Source organism: Bacillus sp. JJ1773, assembly GCF_036962035.1.
Taxonomy (GTDB): domain Bacteria; phylum Bacillota; class Bacilli; order Bacillales; family Cytobacillaceae; genus Cytobacillus.
Window position 1 is genome coordinate 68,966 of the sequence record NZ_JBALNX010000002.1, and the last position, 23,480, is coordinate 92,445.

Consider the following 23,480-nt stretch of genomic DNA (forward strand, 5'->3'; position numbering starts at 1 on the left):
TGACCAACCCATGATTTTAATGCTTCAATTAAATGATACGAGATACCGCCCTTTGACATGATAATACCGGCAAAAACGAAGCCTGGTATCGCCATTAAGGTCGCTGAATTTAAGGAGTTAAACATTTTTTGAATGACAGTATATAGTGTAAAATCAATCATTGACAATGCTACTATACTTGAAAGCCCTAAACTGATCGCTATCGGTACTCTGATTAAACAAAGAATGGCAAATACTAGAAATAGGACTAAGACCGGACTCATGCCCCTACCCCCTTGTCACCTGGATTATTCGCTGATTCCTTCATTTCTTCATAAAGCATTTCAATTTCTCCTGCCAGTTCACGCTTATCACCCTTCATTGCGCGATATGCGTTAATTATGAAGTAAAGTCCAAGCAATCCCATTCCAATAGGAAGAACGAGATAGGTTATCCAAATCGGAATCCCTACATCAATCGTTGTCATTCCCTGTTCCTTTGAAAGCGTAATCAATTCTAATGACGAATAGGCCAGGAAAAATGAAAAGAATCCACCAATAATATTAGCGATTGTTGCAACTACTTTTTTCATTCCAAAAGGTAATGAATCAAACAAAAGCTCCACTTGAATATGTCTTTTATCTTTTAAAGCCATTCCAAAACCTAAGAAAATTGCCCATACTAGTAAAAACTCAAAAACCTCCGTAATCCAAGCTGGCGGTGCATTCACCACATATCTCATAAATACACCATACAAACTTACCAATACCCCTCCAACAAATAGCACCCCAGCTGCTCCTTCTTCGATGCGATCAAGCCATTTCAAGAGTTTCATACAAATCAACTCCTTTTTTTAGATTGTATCCAATCTTTATTTCATTCTATTTTTCAATATACTAGATATGAACAGAAAAATAAATAGAAAATTCAATATTTTTATTTAATTTTCTATATTCACAATATTTAATATGTTTGTTATAATATTTTCAGCATCAATAGAAATATCTGATCGTACATTAATTTGTATCCAATTTTTTATAAGGAGGTTGGCTTGTGGATTTAGAAATTAGAAAGATTGTCACGATCCAGGAAGAAACATTTATCGAGGGATTCAAAAAGGCAGAAATTCCGGTACGCATTGCAGCTGCCTTGGCTGTAATCAAAAATCCTTATGCAGGAAGGTATGAAGAAGATCTTCTTCCTTTAATTAAAACTTACTCTGAAAAGCTAGGAGAAATTTTACCTAAAAAGGCTATGGAAGCATTAGGGATTACTGGAGAAGAAGTTGAAGCATACGGAAAAGGGGCACTCGTTGGTTTAGATGGAGAAATAGAGCATGGTTCAGCAATTATTCATACGCTCACTTTCGGGAATCCATTTCGATCGCTTTGCGGAAGTGCTGAAACTCTACTTCCTTCCGCAGAAAAAAGAGGGAATGCAGGTTCCACTCTTGACTTAGCCATCAAGCATAAGATGGATGCAAAAATCAGGAGCCATCATATGACCTTTGAAACAAGAATACCAGATGCGCCAAGAAATGATGAAATTGTTATTGCGGCAGTTGTAACCGCAAGTGGAAGGGCACATCCACGGATTGGCTCTTTACATAAAGAGCTTGAGGGAGTATTTCCTTCATGAGTGAAAGCGTAGGTTTTATAGGGCTAGGCAAAATGGGTTTGCCTATGGCTAAAAATCTATTAAAAAAAGGCTATAACGTTTTTGGAATAGATATAGACCAAGCAGCTAAACTTGAATTTCAATCCTTCGGTGGAAACATCGGAAAAATAGAGGACTGGGTTCACAATGTCCAGTTTATTCTCCTCATGCTTCCCTCCTCTACGATCGTTAACAAGGTTTTGCAGGAAATACTTGAAGCGTACACCGCTGAAAAAAATATGCACCAAGACCCTCTTATGATTATTGATATGAGCAGCTCGTACCCTGCCGAAACAAGGAAAAATAGTGAAAGATTAGATTCCCATCGTATTTGCTTTATTGATGCTCCGGTTAGCGGTGGAGTAAAAAAAGCAATTGATGGCTCCCTAACAGTAATGGCAGGAGGAACTTCAGAACAATTCGAAAAATGTAAGCGTTTATTAAGTGTCTTAGGGAGTAATCTTTTTCATATAGGTCCAGTAGGCAGCGGACATTTAATGAAAGCTATTAATAATTACCTATCCGCAACACATCTTCTAGCGTCTTGTGAAGCTGTTCAATTATTGGAAGCATTTGACGTTCAACCTGAACAGGCTATTCATGTCATCAATCATAGTACTGGCAGAAGCGGTTCTACTGAGTATAAGTTTCCTAATTTCATCTTAAATGAGGAATACAACTCTGGATTTGCTCTCGATTTATTGAGAAAGGATGTAGAAATGGCAAAGCAATTATTTATAGATGCTCAAGCAGCCACTTCTATACCACAGCTTGTCTTTGAAAAATTTGATGAGGCAAGTAAAGCTCTTGAAAAAAATGCCGACCACACAGAGATTAACAGATTCGTTTCATCCTATTTATTAAAAAGGGGGATTTCCAATGAAGAAAGTGAGAAAAATGTTACTGGCAGCTCTGACCCTAGTATTCGTGTTCGGTCTAGCAGCGTGTAGCAGCGGTTCATCCACGCAAAAAACAGAAGGTAATTCTGAAGGGACAGCGGAAGGAACTGAGAATAAAGAGAGCGGAGTACAAGAAATAACCATTAAAATTTCACACGTTGTTGCTGAAAACACACCAAAGCATCATGGTGCAATGAAAATGAAAGAAGTTATTGAAGCTGAATCAGGCGGAAAAATCAAAGTCCAAGTATATCCTAACAGCTCATTGTTCGGTGATAAAGATGAATATCAGAACTTAGTTGCAGATAACGTTCAATTTATTATCCCTGATATGTCTAAGCTTGTTGGTAACGACCCTGGCTTTAATATTCCAGCTATGCCGTTTTTATTCGAAAGTGATGAAGCAGCAGAAGCATTCTGGGATGGAGAAAAAGGACAAGAGATTTTTAAACGTCTAGAAAAAGACGGTGTTCTCGGTAGTGCTTTCTGGCCAAATGGCGCCAAACATATGACAAATGATAAACATCCGATAAGTAAGCCGGAAGACCTTCAGGGAATGAAAATTCGTACACAAGGTGGTCAATTACTCGAGGCTATTTATACTAAATTAGGAGCAGGTTCAACTTCCATCCCATTTGCGGAGCTTTACACTGCCCTGCAGCAAGGAACGGTTGATGGACAAGAAAATACATTCAGTAATATTGAATCAAAGAAGTTTGATGAAGTACAAAAATATATGACAATCATGGGTCACACTCGTGTTGACTATGCATTATTAACAAATACGAAATTCTGGAACAGCCTTAACGATGAAACGTTAGCTGTTGTTCAAAAAGGTGTAGATGAAGCAACTAAGATTGCAAGGGAATCTGCAGCAAAATTAAATGATGATGCTTTAGCCAAACTTAAATCTAATGGCTTAGTTGAAATCAATGAATTATCTGCAGAAGAAATTGACGCATTTAAGAAAGTACTAGAGCCGGTTTACCAAGAATATGCTGAAATAATTGGCGCTGATATTATTAAAGACGCCGAGAGCAGATAATCATTTATTAATAAAAATAAAAAAACCGCAGACGTGAACTGCGGTTTTTCTTTTGTGAACAAATTTTAACTGTTTTCCCTAAAATAAAAATAATCCCAACCTATTCGTCAGGATTATCTTGAATTATTTTTGCTTAAACAGACACTGCCTTCTTTAACCTTCTACAGATTTCATCCCCAACCTCGACAGTTGAAGCAGTTCCTCCAATATCCGGTGTTTTAATGCCATCATTCGTTACATCTTCCAACACATCTAGGAGCTTTTTCCCTAACTCAACTTCTCCAAAATGATCAAGCATCATTTTTGCCGTCCAGATTTGTCCAATTGGATTCGAAATTCCTTTTCCATAAATATCAGGAGCTGATCCATGAACAGGCTCAAACATCGATGGGTACTTTCCGTTTAAATTAATATTCGCAGCCGGAGCAATTCCAATGCTTCCCATAATTGCCCCGCCAATGTCTGTTAATATATCTCCAAATAAATTACTTGCGACAATCACATCAAATATTTGTGGTCTCGTAACAAAAAAGGCTGCTAATGCATCAATATGGAACGAATCTGTTTTAATATCAGCATAATCCGATTTAACATCTTTAAAAACCTCATCCCAAAAAGGCATAGAGTGAAAGATTCCATTGGATTTCGTTGCAGAAGTCACATGCCCCCTTCTTTTTTTCGCTAGCTCAAAGGCATACCTCATCGCACGTTCTGTCCCTTTTCTAGTAAAGACAGCATTTTGAATGGCCAGTTCATCTTCCCCTTTATGAATTCTTCCCCCTACCTCACTATATTCTCCCTCACTATTTTCTCTAACGACAATCAGATCAAAATCGTTAGGATTAACGAGCGGAGACCTTAGCCCTTTAAAATATTTGGCTGGGCGAATATTAATGGATTGCTCGAATTCTCTTCTAATTTTAATGAGAAGGCCCCATAAAGACACGTGGTCCGCAATGATTGCAGGGTTGCCAATGGCCCCTAGAAAAATAGAATCAAAGTTTGCAAGTGTTTTCAATCCATCATCAGGCATCATTTTTCCATGTTCCATATAGTAATCACAGCTCCATGGGAATTCTTGATACTCAAATTTCAATCCTCCATGAACCTCAGCTACTGTATCTAGAACCTTTAATGAAACCGGCACTACCTCTTTCCCAATTCCATCCCCAGGTATTACGGCTATTTCATATTTTCTCATTTTCACACAGCTCCCTTATTTGTTTTTTGATGATAATTTTCATATTTGGCTATTTCCTGCTCATACAAATCACCGCCATGTGAATCATAAGCTACGAGTAGTGGAAAATCCTCTACTTCCAATCTCCGAATAGCTTCAGGGCCAAGATCTTCATAGGCAACAACCACTTCTGCCTTAATTCTTCTGCTCAAAATAGTAGATAAGCCGCCAATGGCTGCAAAGGAAATAGCCCCATACTGCTGACAGGCTTCCTTTACCATATCTCTCCTCGGGCCTTTTCCGATTGTTCCAACTACTCCGTATTCATACATAGCCGGTGCGTACGGATCCATTCTGAATGCTGTAGTCGGTGCAACGGGTCCTATCACTTGGCCGGGCTTAGGCGGACAAGGGCCTGCATAAAAAATAACTTCACCTTTTAAATCTACTGGCAATGGTTCGTCTTTTTCGAGCAGCTCAACCATCCTTTTATGAGCTGCATCTCTAGCCATATAAATCGTTCCTGATAGCAGAACCGTATCTCCTATTTTTAGGTTTTCAACATCTGCCTTACTGATGGGTGTTTTCAGTCGGTACTCCGTCATTTCTTCCATCCCTCCAATATCTTGAAAAATACGATTAAATGACCACAGATTTTTTCCGCGCAGCATGACATTGAATATTTACAGCAACAGGCAGTGCTGTAATATGGCATGCATATGTTTCAATCGGCACCCATAGAGCTGTGCTTGTACCGCCAAGGCCTTGAGGGCCGATTCCGGTGTTATTAATTGCCTCTAGCAATTCTGCTTCAAGCTTTGCGATATGAGGTTCTGGATTATGAACACCCACCTCTCTGAGAACAGCATGTTTCGCAAGTGACGTTACTTTATCAAAGCTTCCGCCAATTCCTACTCCGACCACAACGGGCGGACACGCTTTTCCCCCAGCCTCTTTAATGGTCTGTATAACAAAATTCTTAACTCCCTCGGCACCTTCACCAGGCAATAAAAATTTCATAGCACTCATATTTTCACTGCCTCCGCCTTTTGGCAGGACTGTAATCTTAATTTGATCCCCTGGAACAATTTCTGTATGTACAACGGCGGGGGTATTGTCTCCTGTATTTACACGTAATAATGGGTCTCCAACTACTGATTTTCGCAGATAGCCTTCTCTATAGCCTGTACGCACACCTTCCTGTATAGCATCAAGATAATTTCCTCCAGTTATATGCACGTCCTGTCCCATCTCCACGAACACAACGGCCATGCCTGTATCATGGCAATACGGCATATGATTCGTTTTTGCCTCTTCTGCGTTTTCTAGCAGCTGTTGCAGAATAGATTTCCCTATTGGAGAAGCTTCGGTTTTTTCAGCCTGTCTGAATCCTGCCAATACATCCTCGGGCAAATAGTAGCATGCTTCCCAGCAAAGCTTTGCTACACTTTCTGTCAGCACTTCCGCATCTACAATTCTCATCTTATCTCTCCTTTTCTTTAATAAGCTGAACTAAGTTTTCAAGATCTTCTTTTGTATGTTCTATTAATCTTTTTGCTGCCTTTTCTGAATTTCTTTCTTTAATTGCTTCGAAAATTTGCCTGTGTCCATTTAAAATTGTTTCAGCTCGGTTAGCCCCTTCAAGATTTAGTAACCTATAATAGTGTGTTAAGGAATGAAGCTCATTGACTAGCTTTTTTAATCGTAAATTCCCGCTAATATGAATGATTAGCTCATGAAATCCAGAGTTGCATGCTACAATCTCCTCTTTCTCCTTTCTATTAATGGCCTCTTCAGTTTCTAACAAAATGCTTTCTAGCTCATTTATTTGTGCTTCAGATGCCCTCACTGCTGCTAGAGCTACGGCTTTTGATTCAAGGGCGAGCCGGCAATCATAAATATCTTGGACATCTTGTAACGAAGGCTTATAAACGATTATTTGTGATTTGTCATCCATTATGAGTAATCCTTCATTAATTAATGCCCGTATAGCTTCGCGAACTGGACTTCTGCTTATTGCGAATTGTTTCGCTAATTGTGATTCGTACATTCTATCACCCGGCTTGTAAATTCCTTCCCAAATCCCCTTTTTAATGGTTTGCTGAATCTGCTCATAAAATGGAAGAGCCCTTTCTAGTGAATTTTGATCCACAATAAGTGTCTCCTTACTATTTAGTCTGTCTTGTGTCGGCTGTCGACGCCGCTATATTCATAATATTATTTATTATCAGAAATTTCAATAATTATTTAATGCTAAATAGCATTTGCTTCCATTATTACAAATGAAAAAATAGGTACTATTTCCAATTAAGGATTTAGTACCTACTAGCCTAACTACCTTTTCTTCTTTTTCGAATTATCTACTACAGGTTTATTCTTTTTAACCGTTTCTAAGATTATTTGTACATTTATATTTTTTTCATCTACATTTTTAACACTGACAATTTTTCCTTTACGGCCTTTAATGTGTAGTTCCTCACCTTCTGTTGGAACACGTTTAAGCAGCTGGCACAGTAACTTATTTTTGTTTTCAAAAAAATGAACAGCAAACATTTTTGGATCACCTATTTTCATATAGTATTTGTTACACACTTTGTAACCTCTATATAAAATATTGGATGGCTGCTAGAATTAGACCAAAAACTATAAAAAAACTCTAGGTAAAAATCTACCTAGAGTTCACATCTATTTACATTCTACTAAAGCCTTCAGCATCGTTCCATTCTTCGCAAAATCCGAATGCCAAGAAAGTGCTTTTTCTAATACATGAGGTGTGTGGCCGCCTCTTGTTAAGGCTTCATGATAATATTCCCGAAGCTGCTCGCGATACATCGGATGAGCGCAGTTTTCAATAATTAATTCGACACGCTGTCTAGGAGCTAGCCCGCGGAGGTCAGCATAGCCTTGCTCTGTTACAATCACGTCAACATCATGCTCTGTATGGTCAACATGGGATGCGAACGGAACGATACTAGAGATTTTACCATCTTTCGCAATGGACTTTGTCACAAAAATCGCTAGACGAGCATTTCTAGCAAAGTCACCAGAACCTCCAATTCCGTTCATCATTTTCGTTCCAAGTACATGTGTGGAGTTTACATTTCCGTAAATATCTAATTCCAAAGCTGTATTTATTGAAATCAATCCGAGTCTGCGGATAATTTCTGGATGATTCGATATTTCTTGTGGTCTCATCAAAATTCGGTCGCGATACTGATCAAAGTTTGAGAAAACTTGCTTCATTTTTGATTCAGATAATGTGATGGAACAGCAGGAGGCAAAACGGACCTTTCCTGCATCCATTAAATCAAAAACGGCGTCCTGCAATACTTCCGAATACACTTCCAAGTCCTCAAACTCTGAATCTAGCATTCCATGAAGAACCGCATTGGCAACGGAGCCTATTCCAGATTGCAATGGAGCAAGCTTTTCAGTTAATCTCCCGGCTGCTATTTCTTTACGGAGAAATTCCAGTAAATGCCCGGCCATCACTTTTGTTTCCTCATCTGGCGGGACTATTGTTGAAGGAGAATCATCCTGATTTGTAAAGACAATGCCTTTTATCTTCTCGATATCTACTTTTATGCCTGTCGACCCAATACGGTCATCCGCCTTCGTTAGTGGAATAGGCTCTCTTTCCCCTTGCCTTCCAGGTGCAAATAAATCATGCAAGCCTTCTAATTCTGGTGTTTGCGCAAGATTGATTTCTACAATAATGGATTTAGCATGCTGTGCAAAGGTTAATGAATTTCCGATTGATGTAGTTGGTATAATTTGTCCATCCTCCGAAATCGAAACCGCTTCCAAAATAGCGAAATCAATAGGATCCATTACATTTGCTCGAATTAACTCTGCAGTGTGTGACAAATGCTGGTCAACGAATAAGAAGTCCCCTTGATTAATTCCACTTCTCATCGTTGGATCAGCTTGGAAAGGCAAACGCTTATTAATGATCCCAGCCTCTGCAAACAATTTATCAACATCAGAACCTAAAGAAGCCCCTGTATATACATTTACTTTGAAGTTTTCAGTTTTGGCTCTTTCTATTAAAGCAAATGGTACCGCTTTCACGTCCCCCGCACGTGTAAAGCCGCTTAAACCAAGAGTCATGCCATCTTGAATCCATGATGCCGCTTCCTCAGGTGTGACAACACGATCTTGTAAACTAGTGTTTTTTATACGTTCATACCCCTTATTCATTCTCCCAACCCTCTCCCACTATATAAAATTATTTTACCTATTAAAAACAGGAGAAAGGAGTTTTTGGATTAAATAGCAGAAAATTAGGACAGAACAGAAAATTCTTCGTACAAAGCAGAATATCCCTGATCTGCTTGGACTTTTTGTACGACTACTTCCCTTGATATGTCCGTCCAGCACCACTGCTTGGACTTTTTGAACGACTTCTTCCCTTGATATGTCCGTCCAGCACCACTGCTTGGACTTTTTGAACGACTTCTTCCTTTGAAATGTCCTTCCAGCACCGCTGCTTGGACTTTGTGAACGACTACTTCCCTCGAAATGTCAGTGCAGCATTTAAAATCCTAATAATTTTCGAAAATAGCTAGAATACGACTGACTGACTGTTAGGTGGTCTCCATTATTCATGGCTAGAATAAATGTTGAATGTGTATCGGGATAAATTTCCTTAATATGATTGACATTGACAATATAAGACCGGTGACAACGGATAAAATAATCTTTAGGCAATAAATATTCAAATTCCTGAAGGGCATATTTATGTGTACCCGAATACTCTTCTGTATAGACGAACGTTTTCTTATCCTTTGCTTCAATATAAACTACTTTTGAAAAGGGGGTCGGTTGCCAGCCGTCATGGCTCCTTACAGTCACAACCGCTTTCCCATCAGTTAAAGCAGGATAAATAGCAGTGACACAGCCCTCTAGAACTCCGTCATGATGAAATGGAACGGCCATTCCATGGTATGGAACTCCAAATACATCCCGATTGATAAATTCTGAAGCTTTATTCCCTGTGGCAATGGCCTTATAGGCGATTGTCCCATCCTTTAAAGGGTCTCCCGGCTTGATTTTTAAATCTACACGTTTACTCGGCCGGTAATAAATATATTCTTTTGTGTTAGAAACCGCAATTGAAATTTCATCTGAAAACAGTTCACCAATTACATCTAATAGTGAGCTTACTGAAATACTCTTCATTTCCTGACTTCCTTCCAAAAAATAGAACTAGTTTAATATTACAATGTTTTAAAAGAAGATTCTATCTGAATTCTGATGCTTATGAGTGCTCCTGTTTTAATCAATATTATACAACGTTGAAAATTTCTGCGAACCGCTTCATACAATCTTTCGTTACCTTAAAAAAGATTCATTCTTAAAGAATTTTTGCGTTCACTTCAAAATCCTCTCAACATATCAGGCTCATGTACTCACCTATTTTTTTAATTCCCACTCCCATGTATATGCCTTATACTTAATAAAACGCTTTTTATAAGGGAGAGACAACTTGCAGTGAAATTGAAAACGGATGAAGAACTTATAGAATTAATTGTTCAAAATCATCGCCCTGCACTTGAAGAACTGTATGATCGCTACGTAAAGCTTGTCTACAGCTTCTCCTTTAAAATGTCAAAGGGAGATACAGAGAAAACAAAGGAGATTGTTCAGCAAGTTTTTCTCAGACTTTGGACCACAAAACAAACCTATAGCTCTTCAAAAGGAAAGTTTCCAAATTGGATTCTTACCATTACTAGAAACATTGCAATTGATCTCATTCGGAAGGAACAAAAGCATTCAGCATCGATTCAGCTAGAATCAAACGAATGGGGACAAATCGAAGATCGGCATACAGTGGGTGTACCGGAGCAGGTTTCAAAAAGTCTATTAAAGCATCAAATTCAAGAAGCAAAGCAGCAGCTCTCAGAACCACAGCAGCGCCTAATTAATTTATTATACTGGGAAGGCTACTCATTAAGTGAAATTGCAGAACTGGAACAAAAGCCGCTTGGTACGATAAAAAGCAGACTGCACCAAACCTTGAAAAAATTGCGGAAGTATTTTAAAGAAGAAACGGAGGGGGTTCGGCATGGAAACAAATAAATGTGAAAACCTGTCTCTATTTATAATTGATCAGCTGTCAAAACATGAAAAGAAACAGTTTGAAATTCACCTTAAAACATGTGCCGAATGTCGGAATGAAGTCAATTCCCTTCAGGAAACATGGCAAATGCTCTCTTATGATATTGAAGAAACTGAGGTTCCAAATTCCTTAAAAGATGAGGTTATGAATTTTATTTTTGATGAAAATAATATACCAGCACAAATTAATAAAAAGCAAAGTTTTTTTGAACAATTAAAAGGAATTTTAGCTAAGCACTTCTCACCATTATCTGCAGGTATACTGGCAGTTTTAGCAATAGGCTTAACAGGATTGATTTGGCATAACCTTCAATTGAAAGATTCCATTACAGCATTAGAAAACAAAGCCTTTTCTCCTTCGCAAATTGTAAAAACGATTGATTTAAAAGGGCAGGATTTAGCGGCTTCAGCAAATGGGATTGCCTACCTTTTACAGGATGGTCAAGACACAAGTCATCTTATTATCGAATTAAACAATATGCCGATAACAAATAACGATGAGGTTTATCAAGTATGGCTATTAAAAAATGGGAACCGCCAAAATGCAGGGACGTTGAAACCCGACCAAAACGGGAATGGCTTGCTCACTTACCAGCTGCCGAAGGATCACGCTTTTGATGCAATCGGGATTACCTTAGAACCAAATGCTGGCAATACTCAGCCTAAGGGTAAAAAAGTGATGGGAACCCTATAAAGTAATTCGAGCCCCATGGCAAGGTGTTACTTACCATGAGGCTCGTTCAAAAACCCTTACTCTATTTTGAATCCGCGTATTTAACATAAAGGGCTTGACTTGTATTCTTGATTATACAGCCCTCTAAATCTTCATCCTTTAAAAATCCTAAATTTAAGGCTGACTTAATTTTTGCTTCATCTGGTTTCTTCTGGATAAGGTCCATTAGATTTAATTCTTCTAATCGATGAACTGTCGCTTCCTGCTCGTATTTCTCTGTTATCCTTATTTGTCTTTGCAATTTATAGTCATCTATCGTTAGTTCACCTTTTGCATTTATTCCAAAAGCCATGTCAAAGTATTGATTAAAAGCCTTTTTTAATTCATCTAATTGCATTTCAATTTCTTTCTTCCTGCGGTTTAATTCATTGTAATTAGCCACCATTTCTCTCGTAATGAAAGTGTTCTGATTACCCAACCTAATCCCCTCATTCCACATATACTACTTCATCTTATTGTGAAATACGAAAGAATATTCTCATTTTTCATTACTTTTCCGCTTACTTTTCTATCGTCCTTGCCAGCACAGCCCCGAAGACAAGCCCCCATACTGGTGCACTAATATGCAGAAAGGATATGCCTGATAGCGTTACAATAAAGGCAGCCATGGCGCTTAATCGATAGCGGTTTTCCGAAAAACCCATTTGAATGCTGGAATGCAATACACCTATAAGAGCAAAACCAGCTAGTAATGAGACAAAGGCTTGTGGCAATGATTGAATGAACGGGACAATTTTCCAAGCGAAAATCCCGAAAAGGATAATGACAATTCCCGATACGACAGAAGCCATATACCTTTTCGAGCGGGGACCTGAATCAGGCCCCGAACATATAGCTGTCATCATTCCCGCAATATTGGCGCTTTGTCCTCCGAAAAAACTGGCGATAATGGAAAATAAGCCGCTTATGGAAATGATTTTTCGAATGGGCGGCTTATAATCGGAGCTTTCTAGGGCACCTACTCCCGGTGCCGCATCATTACTCAAAATTAGCATAGCGAGAGGAAGCGCTACTGTCAGTATCCCAAACCAAGTAAACTCTGGCATCTGCAAGGTGGGCAAGAAAAAGGCAATTTCCTTTGCAGGCTCCAGCTTCTGAGTAAATAACAGCGCAATAAAAGCTACAACAACAGCAGCCAACACTGGCGGAACCCGCTTCAAATATCTTGAACAAAGAAAGAAACTGACGACTGCGGATCCTCCAACTAAGGGCATTGCCTTAACAGCAGGAACCAATTGCACTACATAACCGGTAACTAGCCCTCCAAGCATCGCAGCAATAACCTCTTTCGGCACCCATTTAATAATCTTTGTAAAGAGGCCCGATATTCCGATCAAAAGTATAAGTAACCCCGATAGCACATAACTGCCTATTAACTGTGGATAGGTAAATTGCGCTGTGACCGTGGCTAGAAAGGCAACACCCGTAATAGAGTGACCCCCAGTAATCGGGATCCTGTATCGCAATGCCATCATCAATCCTAACAATCCGCCGAAAAAATAGACAGCAAACATCCAGCTAATGGTCTGTTGATCCGTAAATCCTCCGGCTGCAGCTGCCTGTAAGATGATAATAGCTGGACCTGTCATAACCAATGTACTAGATATCAATCCCGTTGAGACGTTTTCTCCTTTTACATCCTGCAGAAGCATGCGCTGTCTAAATTTCCCCTCTGGAACAAACCCATTTTCGCTTATCTTTGGCAATCCCACTTGATCCACTCCCAAACAATCTTCATTATTACTACCTATCATTAGGGCAGAAGGAATGAACTGTCAAATAATTCAATTCCTTTTCACCTAACTATTATTAGAAGATTCCTATTTTAAAAAATATTTATATAAATATCAAACCGTTTTGTAAAACCTATCGTTTACTTAAGTGTAGCAAAAAAATATTTAATTAGGAGAGTGTAAGCATGAAACGATTAACTTTAACGGTAGTAATGTTTTTAATGTCCCTGTCGCTGCTGGCTACTTCTGTAGTTGCCGCAGTACCTGATTTCCAAACGCTTGGTTTTCCAAATGTCGTTGCTGAGAAAGAAATTGATCCTAGCAAAGCTGATTCCATTACATATGGAAATGTTAAAATTGATATCCCTGAGGGCACATTCTTAAACCCTGTAAATTTCCAAGTATTAGAAGGCCCAATAGCTGATTTCCAAAAGAATGCACCTGAGGATGAAACTGTTTTAATGAATTTCGCGTTTAAGGTAACGGATCTTTCAACGAATGAGATTATTGGCAAGTTTGAGAAAGCTGTTATGTTTAGCTACACAGATGATAAAGTAAATGCAGACAGCAAATATTATGATACTTTAGTTGACGGAACGTTTTCTTTAAATAAAGTGCCAGCAACAATTGAAGGGACTACCCTGTCTCACCCAATTAAAGGTGCACCAGTTGGGTGGGCGGTAACTTCTGCTGCAATACCAGTAAAGAACGCTACTTCGCCAGTTACAGGCATGAATATGACACCATGGGCAATTGGAGGCTCTGCTCTCCTTCTTGCAGGGATAGTACTGCCATTGTTCGCACGTCGCCGTATGAATTAACCAATGAATCCAAAAACACTTAAAAAGGTATCTGGAGGATTACTGGTTTTGGGCATATTTGTCCTCCTTTTCCCTTTTGTTCAATTAGGCTATTCTAAAGCCATGTCCCAAGCCTTGCAGGAAGAAGCCCAATCCCAGTTCATTCCAGAAGGCTCTTCAGCAAGTCCATCACAAGAAATTACTGCAGGCCTTCATGCGGGAAAGAAACCAACCGCAAAGATGAGCGAAACTGAACCAATTCTTCAAACCTATCAAACCGGACTTTACCCTAAACCAGCTCCAGAACTAACCGCAAAACCGAAAACAGGCGAAATCATCGGAATGCTCACCATTCCAAGTCTCGGAATTAATGAAGCGATTTTAGAAGGAACTGGAAAGAGAGAGTTAGCCAAAGCACCCGGGCATCTGCCAGATAGCGTTTTTCCTGGGCAAATTGGTACGAGTATCATCGCAGCTCACAATTCATCTTCCTTCCGTCATCTAGATATGCTTTCAGAGGGAATGGAATTTACCGTGACAACAGAACAAGGTGTGTTTACCTTTTCAGTGACCAGGCAGCGGATTTTACATGTAGAAGATATACTGCCCGATATGGCTTACCCATCCATAGCACTTGAAACTTGCTATCCTTTAGATGCCTTATATTTAACAGACAAGCGCTTATTTGTTGAAGCAGCTCTGATAAAAAGCGAAATAAAAGTAAAAAAACTTATTAAATTTCTATAATTAAAAAAGGCAGCTTCCCTCATATATAAGGTGCTGTCTTTTTTAATATGCTAAGGAGGCGTTTATCCTACGTATAATCTACTATTTCTCTATTAAAAATTTCATGCAATACTAAATACTCCTTCCTATTTACAACAGCTCTTTCTTTAGCACGAAGGGATCCATTTGGAAGGGAAGACATATGATTAATCTGTTTAGGTAATGTTCGATGTGGAACAGTAATCTTTTCATTTTTTGTAGAAAATGGTTTTTTGGCACCTATTTGAAAGCCCCAATCCACAAAGGAAGGAATAACAGTATGGTATGGTTCCGTATAAAAACCTGCGGCTTCCATTGTCCGGCCAATACTCCAAAAGACAATTGGCGTTTCATCAATTGAGTTTGACTGACAAACTATTTTTCCGTCCATAGCTAATAAATCATAAAGCTGTTGATATAGCTCTAATGTATATAGATTAGCCAATAATGGAACTGTAGGGTCAGGAAAGTCTATTATGATGAAGTTGTATTGACTTCTATTTTTCTCCACAAATTTAACTGCATCTTGTGGGTAAACATGTACCCTTTTATCAAAAAAAGCTCTGTCATTCATAGCTGCCATTTCCGGTACATTTCGTGCAACATCCAAAACCTATTCATCTAAATCCACTAAATTGGATGTTTTAAAGCCACAAAAAGTGTACAGACACAAGATCATCCGCGAGACTGGGGATTTTGTTCACAGTTCCAAATAGCATATTTTGGTTCCCGACAAAAGAAGACCTCACTCTTACAAAGGTGTAGTGAGGTCCCATCGGTATGACATGCTTATTCATTATTCGCTTTCCCTGTTTTAAATAAAAAGAATGATATTAATCCTGAAAAAAGGGCAGCACCTGTAGAAATAATCACTCTTGTTTGATAATCAAGAACCGAATAATCTTTATGAAGCATCCACATGGCTGCAGCACCAACTATAAGCATAATTGGAATGACCAAGGCTAAATGTCTCATTATCTTTACATCCTCCTACATAAGGCAAGCCAAGAAACTAAATTAGGATTTGAGCGCCAATGTATAGCGCCATTCCCCATATGATTATAGCAGATATTTGGTTCATCTTCTTTAAAAAGCGCCCGCTCGTATCGAACTCTCCTACTTTCCTCCCAACGAGTGCTAAACTGAAAAACCATATCCATGAAATACCTATACATGCTAGAGAAAACGCCCATTTTTCGAAGCCTTCATAGGCTAAAGAGCTTGTGCCAATAACGCCTATTGTATCCATAATAGCATGCGGATTCAGCAAAGAAACCGATGCCGCAAACGTGATCTGACGCTTTGTTGAAAAGGAAATCTCCTGTTTGTCACTCTTTACCTCAGGTTCGCTTTTCCAAATGGACCAGCCCATATAGGCTAAAAAAAAGAAGCCGACAATAAAGATTACGTTTTTGATCCATACAAAGCTAAACACAATTATCGATACACCCATTACAGCCAAAAGAATTAAGATCGTATCACAAATTCCTGCAGTAATAACTGCTGGCAATGCTCTTACAAATCGCTTTTGTGTCGCCCCTTGGTTAAAAACAAATACATTTTGCACACCTAATGGCAGGATGAGTCCAAAAGCAAGAATGGCTCCGTGAAGAAATGCCTCTGTCATAATGCCCTCCCTAATTTTTCTTATGTATTCAATCAAAATTAGAATTCGGAGGTTAGGAAAGAATAAGTTTTTTAATCAATTAAACTATCACCGTACCAAATTCATTAACATGTAGTATATTATAAATTGGAATTTAGGTTGTAATCTTTTAGCATCCTCAGGCTTTCTTCCTTATTAAAAACAGCCGGAATGAATACATTTCCCGGCTGTTTTGTTAATCTATTTTCATAGCTTCTTTCTTTAAATAAGCTTTCCGGCTGCCCTTGCCCATTGAGAAGAAAGCAGTCCCAAGAGCAAATAAAACGAATATTCCACCAGCTATTGGATTTAGATCTACAGACGATGCCTGCTCGATCACAAGTCCCCCAATCAATGAACCTAAAGCAATTCCAATATGGACAGCAGAATTATTTAAGGTTTGCTGAATATCCGAAGCACCAGCGGAAACTTCAATTAAATAACTTTGCATGGGAGGTGTGATCGCCCAGCTAAGCAAACTATACACACCGAGGATAATTAGAAAAATCGGCAGTGAAAATGTTGTAAATGGAATGATAAACATCGATACGGCAAAAAGGGCCGTAACTGATAGAATGGTAGTCTTAGTGCCAAATCGATCAGCAAGTAAGCCTCCGATTCCACCTCCCACTACCGCTGCGATACCAAAAACTAAATAGACAATACTAACCCACTGACCATCCAAACCCATTTTCATTTTTAGAAAAGGAGTCAAGTAACCGTAAAACGTTAAATGTCCTGCCAGAAAAATAATGGACGTTAATTGCGCAAGTAAAATTCTTCGATTCTTCAAAGTCTTAAGCTGAACTCCAATAGGAACAGCTGGCTTAGGTGGGATTTTTCCTAAAAAGAAATACACACCTGCCATCGAAACGAGGGTAAGGATTGATATCAGGACAAAAGGCGCGCGCCAGCCAAATGAATTTCCAAGCATTAATCCAATTGGTACGCCCAATACAAGAGAGCCGCTCACTCCCATAAATACAACCGAAATAGCACGAGCACGGTATTTTTCATCGACAATGGCTGGAACCATCGTTAAGCATAAGGCAATGAGCAACGAGCCGCTAGCTGCTGATATGATACGCCCCACTAGTAAAATACTATAATTCGGGCTGAATACAGCAATCACATTCCCTAGGAAAAAAACTGCTAGAGACATCAAAGTAAGCTGCTTACGGTCCACTCTCTGGGTTACCGCTAACAAAATGGGAGCGGCAATCGCAAATGAAAGTGAAAAGGCCGTCATCAGAAAACCTGCCTGCCCTAGACTTACATCTAAACCATTTGCTACTAAATCAAGTAAACCACCTATAATTAACTCCACCATCCCAACAACAAATGAGACAATGGCCAATAAATACACACGTTTATTCATCAAGTAAGACCTCCTAAAGTACCTTACTCATGTTAACGATTTATTCGCCTTAAAACAAGTGGTAATTCCACCAATTTTAAATTATGGAATTTTTCGTAAACGATCATTATACAATAAAAAGCCTCGTTTTGCGGATTAATCCAAAATTGAGGCTGTCATTATTTAATTACTTTGCTCTTGTAGCCATTCACGGCCAAAATCAATAAGCAGCCGCTGCTTCATGAGCTTGCACGTGGCTAAACCAATTTGGCAAGAATTAATTGGATGTTTCTTTTCAAACTCTTTCCCTAAAGCATCAAATGAATCTGAATCATAAACAATTTCTTCGTATGTTTTCCATACTCGTTCGTTATTTTCAAATAAAGCAGTCCCTTTTTGGACCTTCTTCCTGTTAACGATTGCATGTTCAGCAAAATGCAATGAAGTATTGCTATCATGCTGCACCCCTAGCAATAATACATAACCATCCAATTCATAGATTTTGGCTAAAGGCGATTCAAGTCCAAATCCCTCTTCCAGAGGCTGTTGAGATAATATGTACTCCGCATGCTTTCCCCATGCTGCAAATGAATAAGTTGGGTGCAAGCTCCTTTTAACCCCTGGGAAGGTTCTAAAGGCTTCAACAATTTTCCCCATTCCCGTTGTTGGTGTGAAATGTGGATCATATGCGGGGGTTTCCTTACGAATAATCGGCCACCATTCCTCTGGTACAGGAGGGTTTTGCCATTCTGCAGGATCTGAATTATCCGCTGTTTGAGTTGGCATAATAATAGTCCCCTCTTCCCCAACGGTTTCCATCAGGGCTTGGACAACGGCTACTGGCCCTCCGCAAACCCACCCAAGTGCACTTAAGGACGAATGGACAATGACAACCATTCCCTTTTCTAAGCCAAGATTTTGCAAATCCTTATGCAAGCTTGATCTAGTGTTAGGTATTTTCATTTGATAAATAGCGTTTACTTCACTCATTTTGTCTTACGACCCCACTCTTCCTCTAATATTGCATAATAATATTCATCCCACCAATCATTCCCCGATGGAATACATTTCTTAAAAAACCCTTCTCTTCTCATGCCAATTTTCTCCATAACACGGTAAGATGGAGTATTCTCAGGCTGGCATGTAGCTATAATTCTATGTAACTTCATGTCTTCAAAACCAAATTTCAATAAAGCTTCTGCTGCCTCTGAGGCATATCCCCTATTCTGAAACTCCGGATTAAACACCCAGCCAATCTCATAAGTATGCTCACCAAAATATTTTTCAAAAGCCATGTGACCAATTAGAATATTTTCATTCTTTAATAGTACAGGAAATTTTTCCGCTTGATCAACTGAATTTTTGATGACAAACTCCTTTGCATCCTCTTCCGAAAAAACCCCTTCTGGAATATATTTCATAACAACAGGGTCAGAGGTATACTTGTAGACTGCTTGCCAATCATCAAAAATAAATTTCCGGATGATTAATCTTTCTGTTTGTATGAACATTATCTTTACTCGCCTTTCCTATTATTGTAAACGCTTCATTAAATTTCGATAAAAAAACCTTTACCTCCTGCTTATATTCAAACAGCCATAGAAGTGTGTCCCCGTTGCCAACTATTGAACCTTCTTAATAAATAACTTATTATTATAATAATTATAAAAAAGTTTTCGTTAATCCTCTGAGCATATTCATTCATATTCGACATGTCCACTAAACCTGCTCATTCTCCATATAAAAGATATTTTGAGGATCTAAACTTCGCAAAAATAGGTTGCGATTGATAAAGTGAAACTTCAATCAGTGGGGGGCCAATGCACAGGACGTGCTAGTGCCTACAAAGACATTAGATAGTGGCAATCTTAGTAGGCCTCATCCCCCACTGATTGTTAGTTGAACTAATCGGGCCTTTACGGGCTGTTGATCCCCTACTTAGAAATTAGTGTTTTATTCAACTTCTTGAAGTGAGGGTCTTACAGCCCGTTAATCTGCGATAAAGGGGAAGAACTGTTCATGCCTACTCGAAACACGAAACTAAAGTTAACAACATTCCTCATTTATTTTATCTTCACAATCGTACCCTCACTTTTAATCAGCTTTTTATTGACGGTACAAAAAATGGAATTTTATGAAAATGAGTATAAAGAGGAGGCGCACAGAAATGCAGGCCTTCATTCAAGAAGCATCGACAACTTTATTGGTGAAACGTCTGGCCGCCTTGAGATGCTTGCTACGTTAATCAAGGTACAGCAATTTAGCTTTAACCATATAGATGAAGTATTGAAGGAAACCCATAAACAGGATAATCGGTTTTCCGGCTTTTATTGGGCCAATCCAAAGGGAGATATTCTAATAAGTTCAAACACTCCTTTTTCCCCTGTAAATATAAGTGATCGCGAATATTTCCAGAAAGCGGTTGAAATCGGAAAAACGAGTATATCTGAAGCACATCTTGGTCGGATTACAGGAAATTATATTATCACATTAGCTACTCCTGTTATCGAAAATCATAGGGTCATAGGTGTATTGCTTGCTAGTTTAAATTTAAAAACATTCGAGGCTAATTTATCTACCCTTTTGAATGATGAAGAAATCTTCATAGCTGATGATAAAGGAATAACCATCATGCAAGCAGGGGCGTTACATACAAATGAAAAATATGTCATGAAGGAATTAAGCTTAGACCGCTTACCTTGGACGTTAACAGCAAGAATCAGCTATGATGATAAACATTTACGCCTAGAAGCTTTTATAAATTACTTTTTTATTGCCTTTATTTTTACAAATATCCTATTGCTCTTAATCTATAATTTCCGCTTAAAATGGAGAGCAAAATTAGAAAAAGAACAATATGAGTTTCAGAAGATGGAGCTGATTGGTAATCTGGCAGCCAGCACAGCCCATGAAATTAGAAATCCCCTTACTGGGATTAGTGGTTTGATAAAATTATTAGGCGAAGAATATCATGATAAAAAAGCCCAGAATTATTTCGAGGTAATACAAATTGAAATTGAACGAATCAATTCAATCGTCAGTGAGCTGTTATTTCTAGGACGGCCTACAGCCTATACATATAAAATCTACAATATAAATGAAATATTGAAAGAGATTGAACCCATTTTAAAATCTGAAGCCAACTATATGAACGTAGAGCTATCAATCACCTACTCTACTAATGATCCACATATATCCTGTGTTAAAGATCATTTAAAACAAGTCATTCTAAATCTTAGCAAGAATTCCTTACATGCAATGCCTAACGGTGGGAAGCTTACCATTTCGATAGATAGCAATTCGGCAAGCTGCATGATTTATGTAAGTGATACCGGAATAGGGATTCCAAATGAAGAGCTCGAGAAAATATTCCATCCATTTTTCACAAAGAAAAAAGATGGCTCTGGCATCGGATTAACCGTCTGCAAACGAATTATTGATTCCTATAATGGAAGTATTTCTATTGAAAGCACAGTAAATGTGGGAACTCAGGTAAAAATGATGATTCCTTTAGTAAGAAAGGACAAAGAAGATATAGCTTAAGGACGGGATGAACTTTGAAAAATTTATCTTTTCTCTTACTTACATCAACAAGAGTTCTCATGTTTTTATTATTGAGCAGCTATTATTTTCAATTTACAGAACCTACGGAAGGCTGGAAGTTCGGCTTTATTATTGGGGCGATGATTCTTTTTGTTGGAAATCATATTCTGCAAATTTTCACTGAAAGTATAAGAATAAGGGTATTCTGTACAGCTGTTGATATGCTTCTGAGCTTTGGGTTTGGGGCTATATTTCCGTCTAGTGGCAATTTATACTTGATATTCTTTGGTGTGATATCAACAACCGTCTTTTTATTTTTCTCAAAGCGCAGCATTTTAAAATGGTTTTCGATCGCCTTTTTCATCATGTGGATGTTGATTACCGTTGAAAAATATTATTTATTAGGGGCATCTGCATTTTCCGATAATATATTAAATTTGATGTTCATCCTATTTGGAGCGATTGTCGGGAGCTTAATCCAAAATTTACAGACAGCAAGAGAAACGATCAGCAGTCAGTTCCAGCAGCTAAATGACTCGCATAGTGCCTTGCAGAATGCTCACGAGCAATTAAGTGAGTATTCCAATCAAGTGGAACAATTAACCGTAATACGGGAACGAAATGAAATTGCACGTGAAATTCATGATACGGTCGGCCATAAAATGACAGCCTTACTAGTACAGCTGCAATTAGCAAATGAAATGATATCGATGGATCCAGACAAAAGCAAAGCCATATTAAATACATGCGAGCAGTTGACTCGCGACTCTCTTCATGAAATACGCTTATCTGTTCGAACATTGAAGGAACAGGACCACATGAAAGTCTCATTTCTGCATGTTTTGCGTGAGATGATGGATGAATTTGCTAATCTGACTGGAATGGAAACACGACTAGAATTAGATGGTGATCCAACGTCAATCCCTCTTTCCATTCAACCAACCATAAAAAGAATCGTACAGGAAGCATTAACAAATGCACAACGACACGGTTCGGCTAATGTATGTCACGTATCGATTCAGATTACAAATGAAGCTGTCAATATTGAATTGGAGGATAACGGAAAGGGAACTGAAAATGTAGTCCCAAGCTTTGGGCTCATAAACATGAAGGAACGCATTTTAGAGCACGGTGGAACGATACAATTTAAAAGTGCGGAAGGACAAGGATTTTCGATTTCCGTTAAACTTCCAAATAAACTTGTACAATGGAGCTCAGCGGGGGTGATGAATTGATTAAGGTCTTAATTGTAGATGATCAGCCATTAATAAGGGAAGGACTAGGCTCCCTATTGAATTTGCGCAATGAAATTGAAGTAATCGGGACAGCCGGCGATGGAGCCGAAGCATTGGAAAAGGCTTTAAGTCTTACCCCTGATATCGTTTTAATGGATATCCGGATGCCAAATGTCAATGGGGTTGAAGGAACAAGGCTTTTAAGGGAAAATATTCCCCAAGTTAAAGTGTTAATGCTAACGACCTTTAGTGACAGTGAATATATTTTTGATGCGTTAGAGGAAGGGGCAAGCGGTTATTTATTAAAGGATATGTCCACTGACACAATCGTTCAGGCGATTTTAACCGTTTTCCATGGAGGCGTAGTCCTCCCTAAGGACTTCACTTCCAATGTGCTAACAGAAATGCGGTTGAAAAAAAGTAAGGACGAAATCAACTCAGAAGCACCTATCCCCTTTTCCTTAAATGAATTAACAAGCCGTGAGCTTGAAGTATTGAGTCATCTTGGCCAAGGTTTCAATAATAAAGAGATTGCCGATGCCTTATTTATTACAGAAGGAACGGTCAAAAATCATGTTTCGAATATTATTCAAAAGCTTGAGCTTAGGGATCGCACACAGGCAGCCATTTTTGCGGTACGATACGGCATCACTACCTTTTAAACATGACTTTTGGCATACGGCAGGATGAACAACGACACATGGGTGTCGTTTTTTTATACATAAAAATCTATCGCCAGCTAGATGGCTGGATTCCTGCTTCGGATTAAACTGAAGGTAGTTAATAAGGA

General features: G+C 38.7%; 28 protein-coding genes. 10 read left to right on the forward strand and 18 right to left on the reverse strand.

Annotation, left to right across the window (positions count from 1 at the left end; genetic code table 11):
- A partial coding sequence (locus V7127_RS00555; RefSeq protein ID WP_335344351.1) for a TRAP transporter large permease subunit occupies positions 1-263 on the reverse strand: 263 nt, incomplete at its 3' end.
- Positions 260-814, reverse strand: coding sequence for a TRAP transporter small permease (locus V7127_RS00560; protein ID WP_335344350.1), 555 nt, complete (start codon positions 812-814; stop codon positions 260-262). The genes V7127_RS00560 and V7127_RS00555, both read right to left, overlap by 4 nt.
- Positions 815-1,032: 218 nt before the next feature.
- On the opposite strand from V7127_RS00560, the gene V7127_RS00565 reads away from it, so the two are divergent.
- From V7127_RS00565 to V7127_RS00575, 3 genes are read left to right on the forward strand one after another with little or no spacing between them, the layout of a single operon-like run.
- Positions 1,033-1,617, forward strand: a complete 585-nt coding sequence (locus tag V7127_RS00565; protein WP_335347610.1) for an amino acid synthesis family protein — start codon at positions 1,033-1,035, stop codon at positions 1,615-1,617.
- A complete protein-coding gene (locus V7127_RS00570; protein WP_335347609.1) occupies positions 1,614-2,585 on the forward strand; it encodes an NAD(P)-dependent oxidoreductase in 972 nt (323 codons plus the stop codon). Before V7127_RS00565 ends, V7127_RS00570 begins: the two co-directional genes overlap by 4 nt.
- Positions 2,515-3,579, forward strand: coding sequence for a DctP family TRAP transporter solute-binding subunit (locus V7127_RS00575; protein WP_335347608.1), 1,065 nt, complete (start codon positions 2,515-2,517; stop codon positions 3,577-3,579). The genes V7127_RS00570 and V7127_RS00575 overlap by 71 nt, the downstream gene beginning before the upstream one ends.
- Before the next feature lie 133 nt (positions 3,580-3,712).
- Here the strand turns inward: V7127_RS00575 and V7127_RS00580 are convergent, their stop codons facing one another.
- From V7127_RS00580 to V7127_RS00615, 8 genes are all read right to left on the reverse strand, one after another.
- Complete coding sequence (locus V7127_RS00580; protein WP_335353332.1) at positions 3,713-4,780, reverse strand: tartrate dehydrogenase; 1,068 nt, start codon at positions 4,778-4,780, stop codon at positions 3,713-3,715.
- A 2-nt stretch (positions 4,781-4,782) separates the two neighbouring features.
- Positions 4,783-5,364 carry a FumA C-terminus/TtdB family hydratase beta subunit gene (locus tag V7127_RS00585; RefSeq protein ID WP_335347606.1) on the reverse strand — a complete coding sequence of 194 codons (582 nt, stop codon included), beginning with the start codon at positions 5,362-5,364 and terminating at the stop codon, positions 4,783-4,785.
- A 34-nt stretch (positions 5,365-5,398) separates the two neighbouring features.
- Positions 5,399-6,241 (reverse strand): fumarate hydratase, encoded by an 843-nt coding sequence (locus V7127_RS00590; protein WP_335347605.1) that lies wholly within the window; start codon positions 6,239-6,241, stop codon positions 5,399-5,401.
- Between the two features lies 1 nt (position 6,242).
- Positions 6,243-6,911 (reverse strand): GntR family transcriptional regulator, encoded by a 669-nt coding sequence (locus tag V7127_RS00595; protein ID WP_335347604.1) that lies wholly within the window; start codon positions 6,909-6,911, stop codon positions 6,243-6,245.
- A 182-nt stretch (positions 6,912-7,093) separates the two neighbouring features.
- The gene (locus tag V7127_RS00600) at positions 7,094-7,312 is read right to left on the reverse strand and encodes a hypothetical protein (protein WP_335347603.1); all 219 of its coding nucleotides are present in this window, start codon (positions 7,310-7,312) and stop codon (positions 7,094-7,096) included.
- 132 nt (positions 7,313-7,444) lie between these two features.
- Complete coding sequence (locus V7127_RS00605) at positions 7,445-8,959, reverse strand: acetyl-CoA hydrolase/transferase family protein (RefSeq protein ID WP_335347602.1); 1,515 nt, start codon at positions 8,957-8,959, stop codon at positions 7,445-7,447.
- Positions 8,960-9,042: 83 nt separating this feature from the next.
- Positions 9,043-9,243 carry a hypothetical protein gene (locus tag V7127_RS00610; RefSeq protein WP_335482868.1) on the reverse strand — a complete coding sequence of 67 codons (201 nt, stop codon included), beginning with the start codon at positions 9,241-9,243 and terminating at the stop codon, positions 9,043-9,045.
- A gap of 52 nt (positions 9,244-9,295) precedes the next feature.
- Entirely contained in the window at positions 9,296-9,940 is a 645-nt protein-coding gene (locus V7127_RS00615) for a LytTR family DNA-binding domain-containing protein (RefSeq protein ID WP_335347601.1), read from the reverse strand.
- A gap of 312 nt (positions 9,941-10,252) precedes the next feature.
- Here V7127_RS00615 and V7127_RS00620 point away from each other — a divergent pair, with 312 nt between their 5' ends.
- Both V7127_RS00620 and V7127_RS00625 read left to right on the forward strand, forming a co-directional pair.
- Positions 10,253-10,840 (forward strand): RNA polymerase sigma factor, encoded by a 588-nt coding sequence (locus V7127_RS00620; protein WP_335347600.1) that lies wholly within the window; start codon positions 10,253-10,255, stop codon positions 10,838-10,840.
- Entirely contained in the window at positions 10,827-11,573 is a 747-nt protein-coding gene (locus V7127_RS00625) for an anti-sigma factor (protein ID WP_335354448.1), read from the forward strand. The genes V7127_RS00620 and V7127_RS00625 overlap by 14 nt, the downstream gene beginning before the upstream one ends.
- 61 nt (positions 11,574-11,634) lie before the next feature.
- On the opposite strand, the gene V7127_RS00630 is transcribed toward V7127_RS00625, so the two are convergent.
- Both V7127_RS00630 and V7127_RS00635 read right to left on the reverse strand, forming a co-directional pair.
- Entirely contained in the window at positions 11,635-12,030 is a 396-nt protein-coding gene (locus tag V7127_RS00630) for a hypothetical protein (RefSeq protein ID WP_335344993.1), read from the reverse strand.
- 82 nt (positions 12,031-12,112) lie between these two features.
- A complete protein-coding gene (locus V7127_RS00635) occupies positions 12,113-13,324 on the reverse strand; it encodes a benzoate/H(+) symporter BenE family transporter (RefSeq protein ID WP_335344994.1) in 1,212 nt (403 codons plus the stop codon).
- A 206-nt stretch (positions 13,325-13,530) separates the two neighbouring features.
- Between V7127_RS00635 and V7127_RS00640 the strand changes: the two genes are divergently transcribed.
- The gene (locus V7127_RS00640) at positions 13,531-14,166 is read left to right on the forward strand and encodes a hypothetical protein (protein ID WP_335344995.1); all 636 of its coding nucleotides are present in this window, start codon (positions 13,531-13,533) and stop codon (positions 14,164-14,166) included.
- Positions 14,167-14,214: 48 nt separating this feature from the next.
- Positions 14,215-14,892, forward strand: a complete 678-nt coding sequence (locus V7127_RS00645) for a class D sortase (RefSeq protein ID WP_335482871.1) — start codon at positions 14,215-14,217, stop codon at positions 14,890-14,892.
- Between the two features lie 67 nt (positions 14,893-14,959).
- On the opposite strand, the gene V7127_RS00650 is transcribed toward V7127_RS00645, so the two are convergent.
- The 6 genes from V7127_RS00650 to V7127_RS00675 all read right to left on the reverse strand — a co-directional run bounded on the left by V7127_RS00650 (position 14,960) and on the right by V7127_RS00675 (position 19,423).
- Positions 14,960-15,520 carry a spermidine synthase gene (locus V7127_RS00650; RefSeq protein WP_335354446.1) on the reverse strand — a complete coding sequence of 187 codons (561 nt, stop codon included), beginning with the start codon at positions 15,518-15,520 and terminating at the stop codon, positions 14,960-14,962.
- A 179-nt stretch (positions 15,521-15,699) separates the two neighbouring features.
- Entirely contained in the window at positions 15,700-15,885 is a 186-nt protein-coding gene (locus V7127_RS00655) for a histidine kinase (RefSeq protein WP_335345711.1), read from the reverse strand.
- 37 nt (positions 15,886-15,922) lie between these two features.
- A complete protein-coding gene (locus V7127_RS00660) occupies positions 15,923-16,537 on the reverse strand; it encodes a LysE/ArgO family amino acid transporter (RefSeq protein WP_335345712.1) in 615 nt (204 codons plus the stop codon).
- 214 nt (positions 16,538-16,751) lie between these two features.
- Positions 16,752-17,933, reverse strand: a complete 1,182-nt coding sequence (locus V7127_RS00665; RefSeq protein ID WP_335345713.1) for an MFS transporter — start codon at positions 17,931-17,933, stop codon at positions 16,752-16,754.
- Between the two features lie 162 nt (positions 17,934-18,095).
- Positions 18,096-18,902: an aminoglycoside N(3)-acetyltransferase gene (locus V7127_RS00670; protein ID WP_335354444.1), complete on the reverse strand. Its 807-nt coding sequence runs from the start codon at positions 18,900-18,902 to the stop codon at positions 18,096-18,098.
- Positions 18,899-19,423, reverse strand: a complete 525-nt coding sequence (locus V7127_RS00675; protein ID WP_335345715.1) for a GNAT family N-acetyltransferase — start codon at positions 19,421-19,423, stop codon at positions 18,899-18,901. The genes V7127_RS00670 and V7127_RS00675 overlap by 4 nt, the downstream gene beginning before the upstream one ends.
- A 508-nt stretch (positions 19,424-19,931) precedes the next feature.
- Between V7127_RS00675 and V7127_RS00680 the strand changes: the two genes are divergently transcribed.
- The 3 genes from V7127_RS00680 to V7127_RS00690 are packed head-to-tail and all read left to right on the forward strand — an operon-like array spanning position 19,932 to position 23,352.
- On the forward strand, positions 19,932-21,455 hold the full coding sequence (locus V7127_RS00680; RefSeq protein ID WP_335354443.1) for an ATP-binding protein: 1,524 nt from the start codon (positions 19,932-19,934) through the stop codon (positions 21,453-21,455).
- Positions 21,456-21,469: 14 nt separating this feature from the next.
- A complete protein-coding gene (locus V7127_RS00685; RefSeq protein ID WP_335345717.1) occupies positions 21,470-22,690 on the forward strand; it encodes a sensor histidine kinase in 1,221 nt (406 codons plus the stop codon).
- Entirely contained in the window at positions 22,687-23,352 is a 666-nt protein-coding gene (locus V7127_RS00690; protein WP_335345718.1) for a response regulator transcription factor, read from the forward strand. Before V7127_RS00685 ends, V7127_RS00690 begins: the two co-directional genes overlap by 4 nt.
- The last annotated feature ends 128 nt before the right edge of the window (positions 23,353-23,480 follow it).

Coding starts and splice junctions, on each gene's coding strand:
- V7127_RS00660 (WP_335345712.1), bottom strand. CDS start 16,537: ATGACAGAGGCATTTCTTCACGGAGCCATTCTTGCTTTTGGACTCATC.
- V7127_RS00590 (WP_335347605.1), bottom strand. CDS start 6,241: ATGAGAATTGTAGATGCGGAAGTGCTGACAGAAAGTGTAGCAAAGCTT.
- V7127_RS00670 (WP_335354444.1), bottom strand. CDS start 18,902: ATGAGTGAAGTAAACGCTATTTATCAAATGAAAATACCTAACACTAGA.
- V7127_RS00665 (WP_335345713.1), bottom strand. CDS start 17,933: ATGAATAAACGTGTGTATTTATTGGCCATTGTCTCATTTGTTGTTGGG.
- V7127_RS00605 (WP_335347602.1), bottom strand. CDS start 8,959: ATGAATAAGGGGTATGAACGTATAAAAAACACTAGTTTACAAGATCGT.
- V7127_RS00680 (WP_335354443.1), top strand. CDS start 19,932: ATGCCTACTCGAAACACGAAACTAAAGTTAACAACATTCCTCATTTAT.
- V7127_RS00575 (WP_335347608.1), top strand. CDS start 2,515: ATGAAGAAAGTGAGAAAAATGTTACTGGCAGCTCTGACCCTAGTATTC.
- V7127_RS00560 (WP_335344350.1), bottom strand. CDS start 814: ATGAAACTCTTGAAATGGCTTGATCGCATCGAAGAAGGAGCAGCTGGG.
- V7127_RS00600 (WP_335347603.1), bottom strand. CDS start 7,312: ATGTTTGCTGTTCATTTTTTTGAAAACAAAAATAAGTTACTGTGCCAG.
- V7127_RS00585 (WP_335347606.1), bottom strand. CDS start 5,364: ATGACGGAGTACCGACTGAAAACACCCATCAGTAAGGCAGATGTTGAA.
- V7127_RS00640 (WP_335344995.1), top strand. CDS start 13,531: ATGAAACGATTAACTTTAACGGTAGTAATGTTTTTAATGTCCCTGTCG.
- V7127_RS00570 (WP_335347609.1), top strand. CDS start 1,614: ATGAGTGAAAGCGTAGGTTTTATAGGGCTAGGCAAAATGGGTTTGCCT.
- V7127_RS00655 (WP_335345711.1), bottom strand. CDS start 15,885: ATGAGACATTTAGCCTTGGTCATTCCAATTATGCTTATAGTTGGTGCT.
- V7127_RS00625 (WP_335354448.1), top strand. CDS start 10,827: ATGGAAACAAATAAATGTGAAAACCTGTCTCTATTTATAATTGATCAG.
- V7127_RS00675 (WP_335345715.1), bottom strand. CDS start 19,423: ATGTTCATACAAACAGAAAGATTAATCATCCGGAAATTTATTTTTGAT.
- V7127_RS00580 (WP_335353332.1), bottom strand. CDS start 4,780: ATGAGAAAATATGAAATAGCCGTAATACCTGGGGATGGAATTGGGAAA.
- V7127_RS00615 (WP_335347601.1), bottom strand. CDS start 9,940: ATGAAGAGTATTTCAGTAAGCTCACTATTAGATGTAATTGGTGAACTG.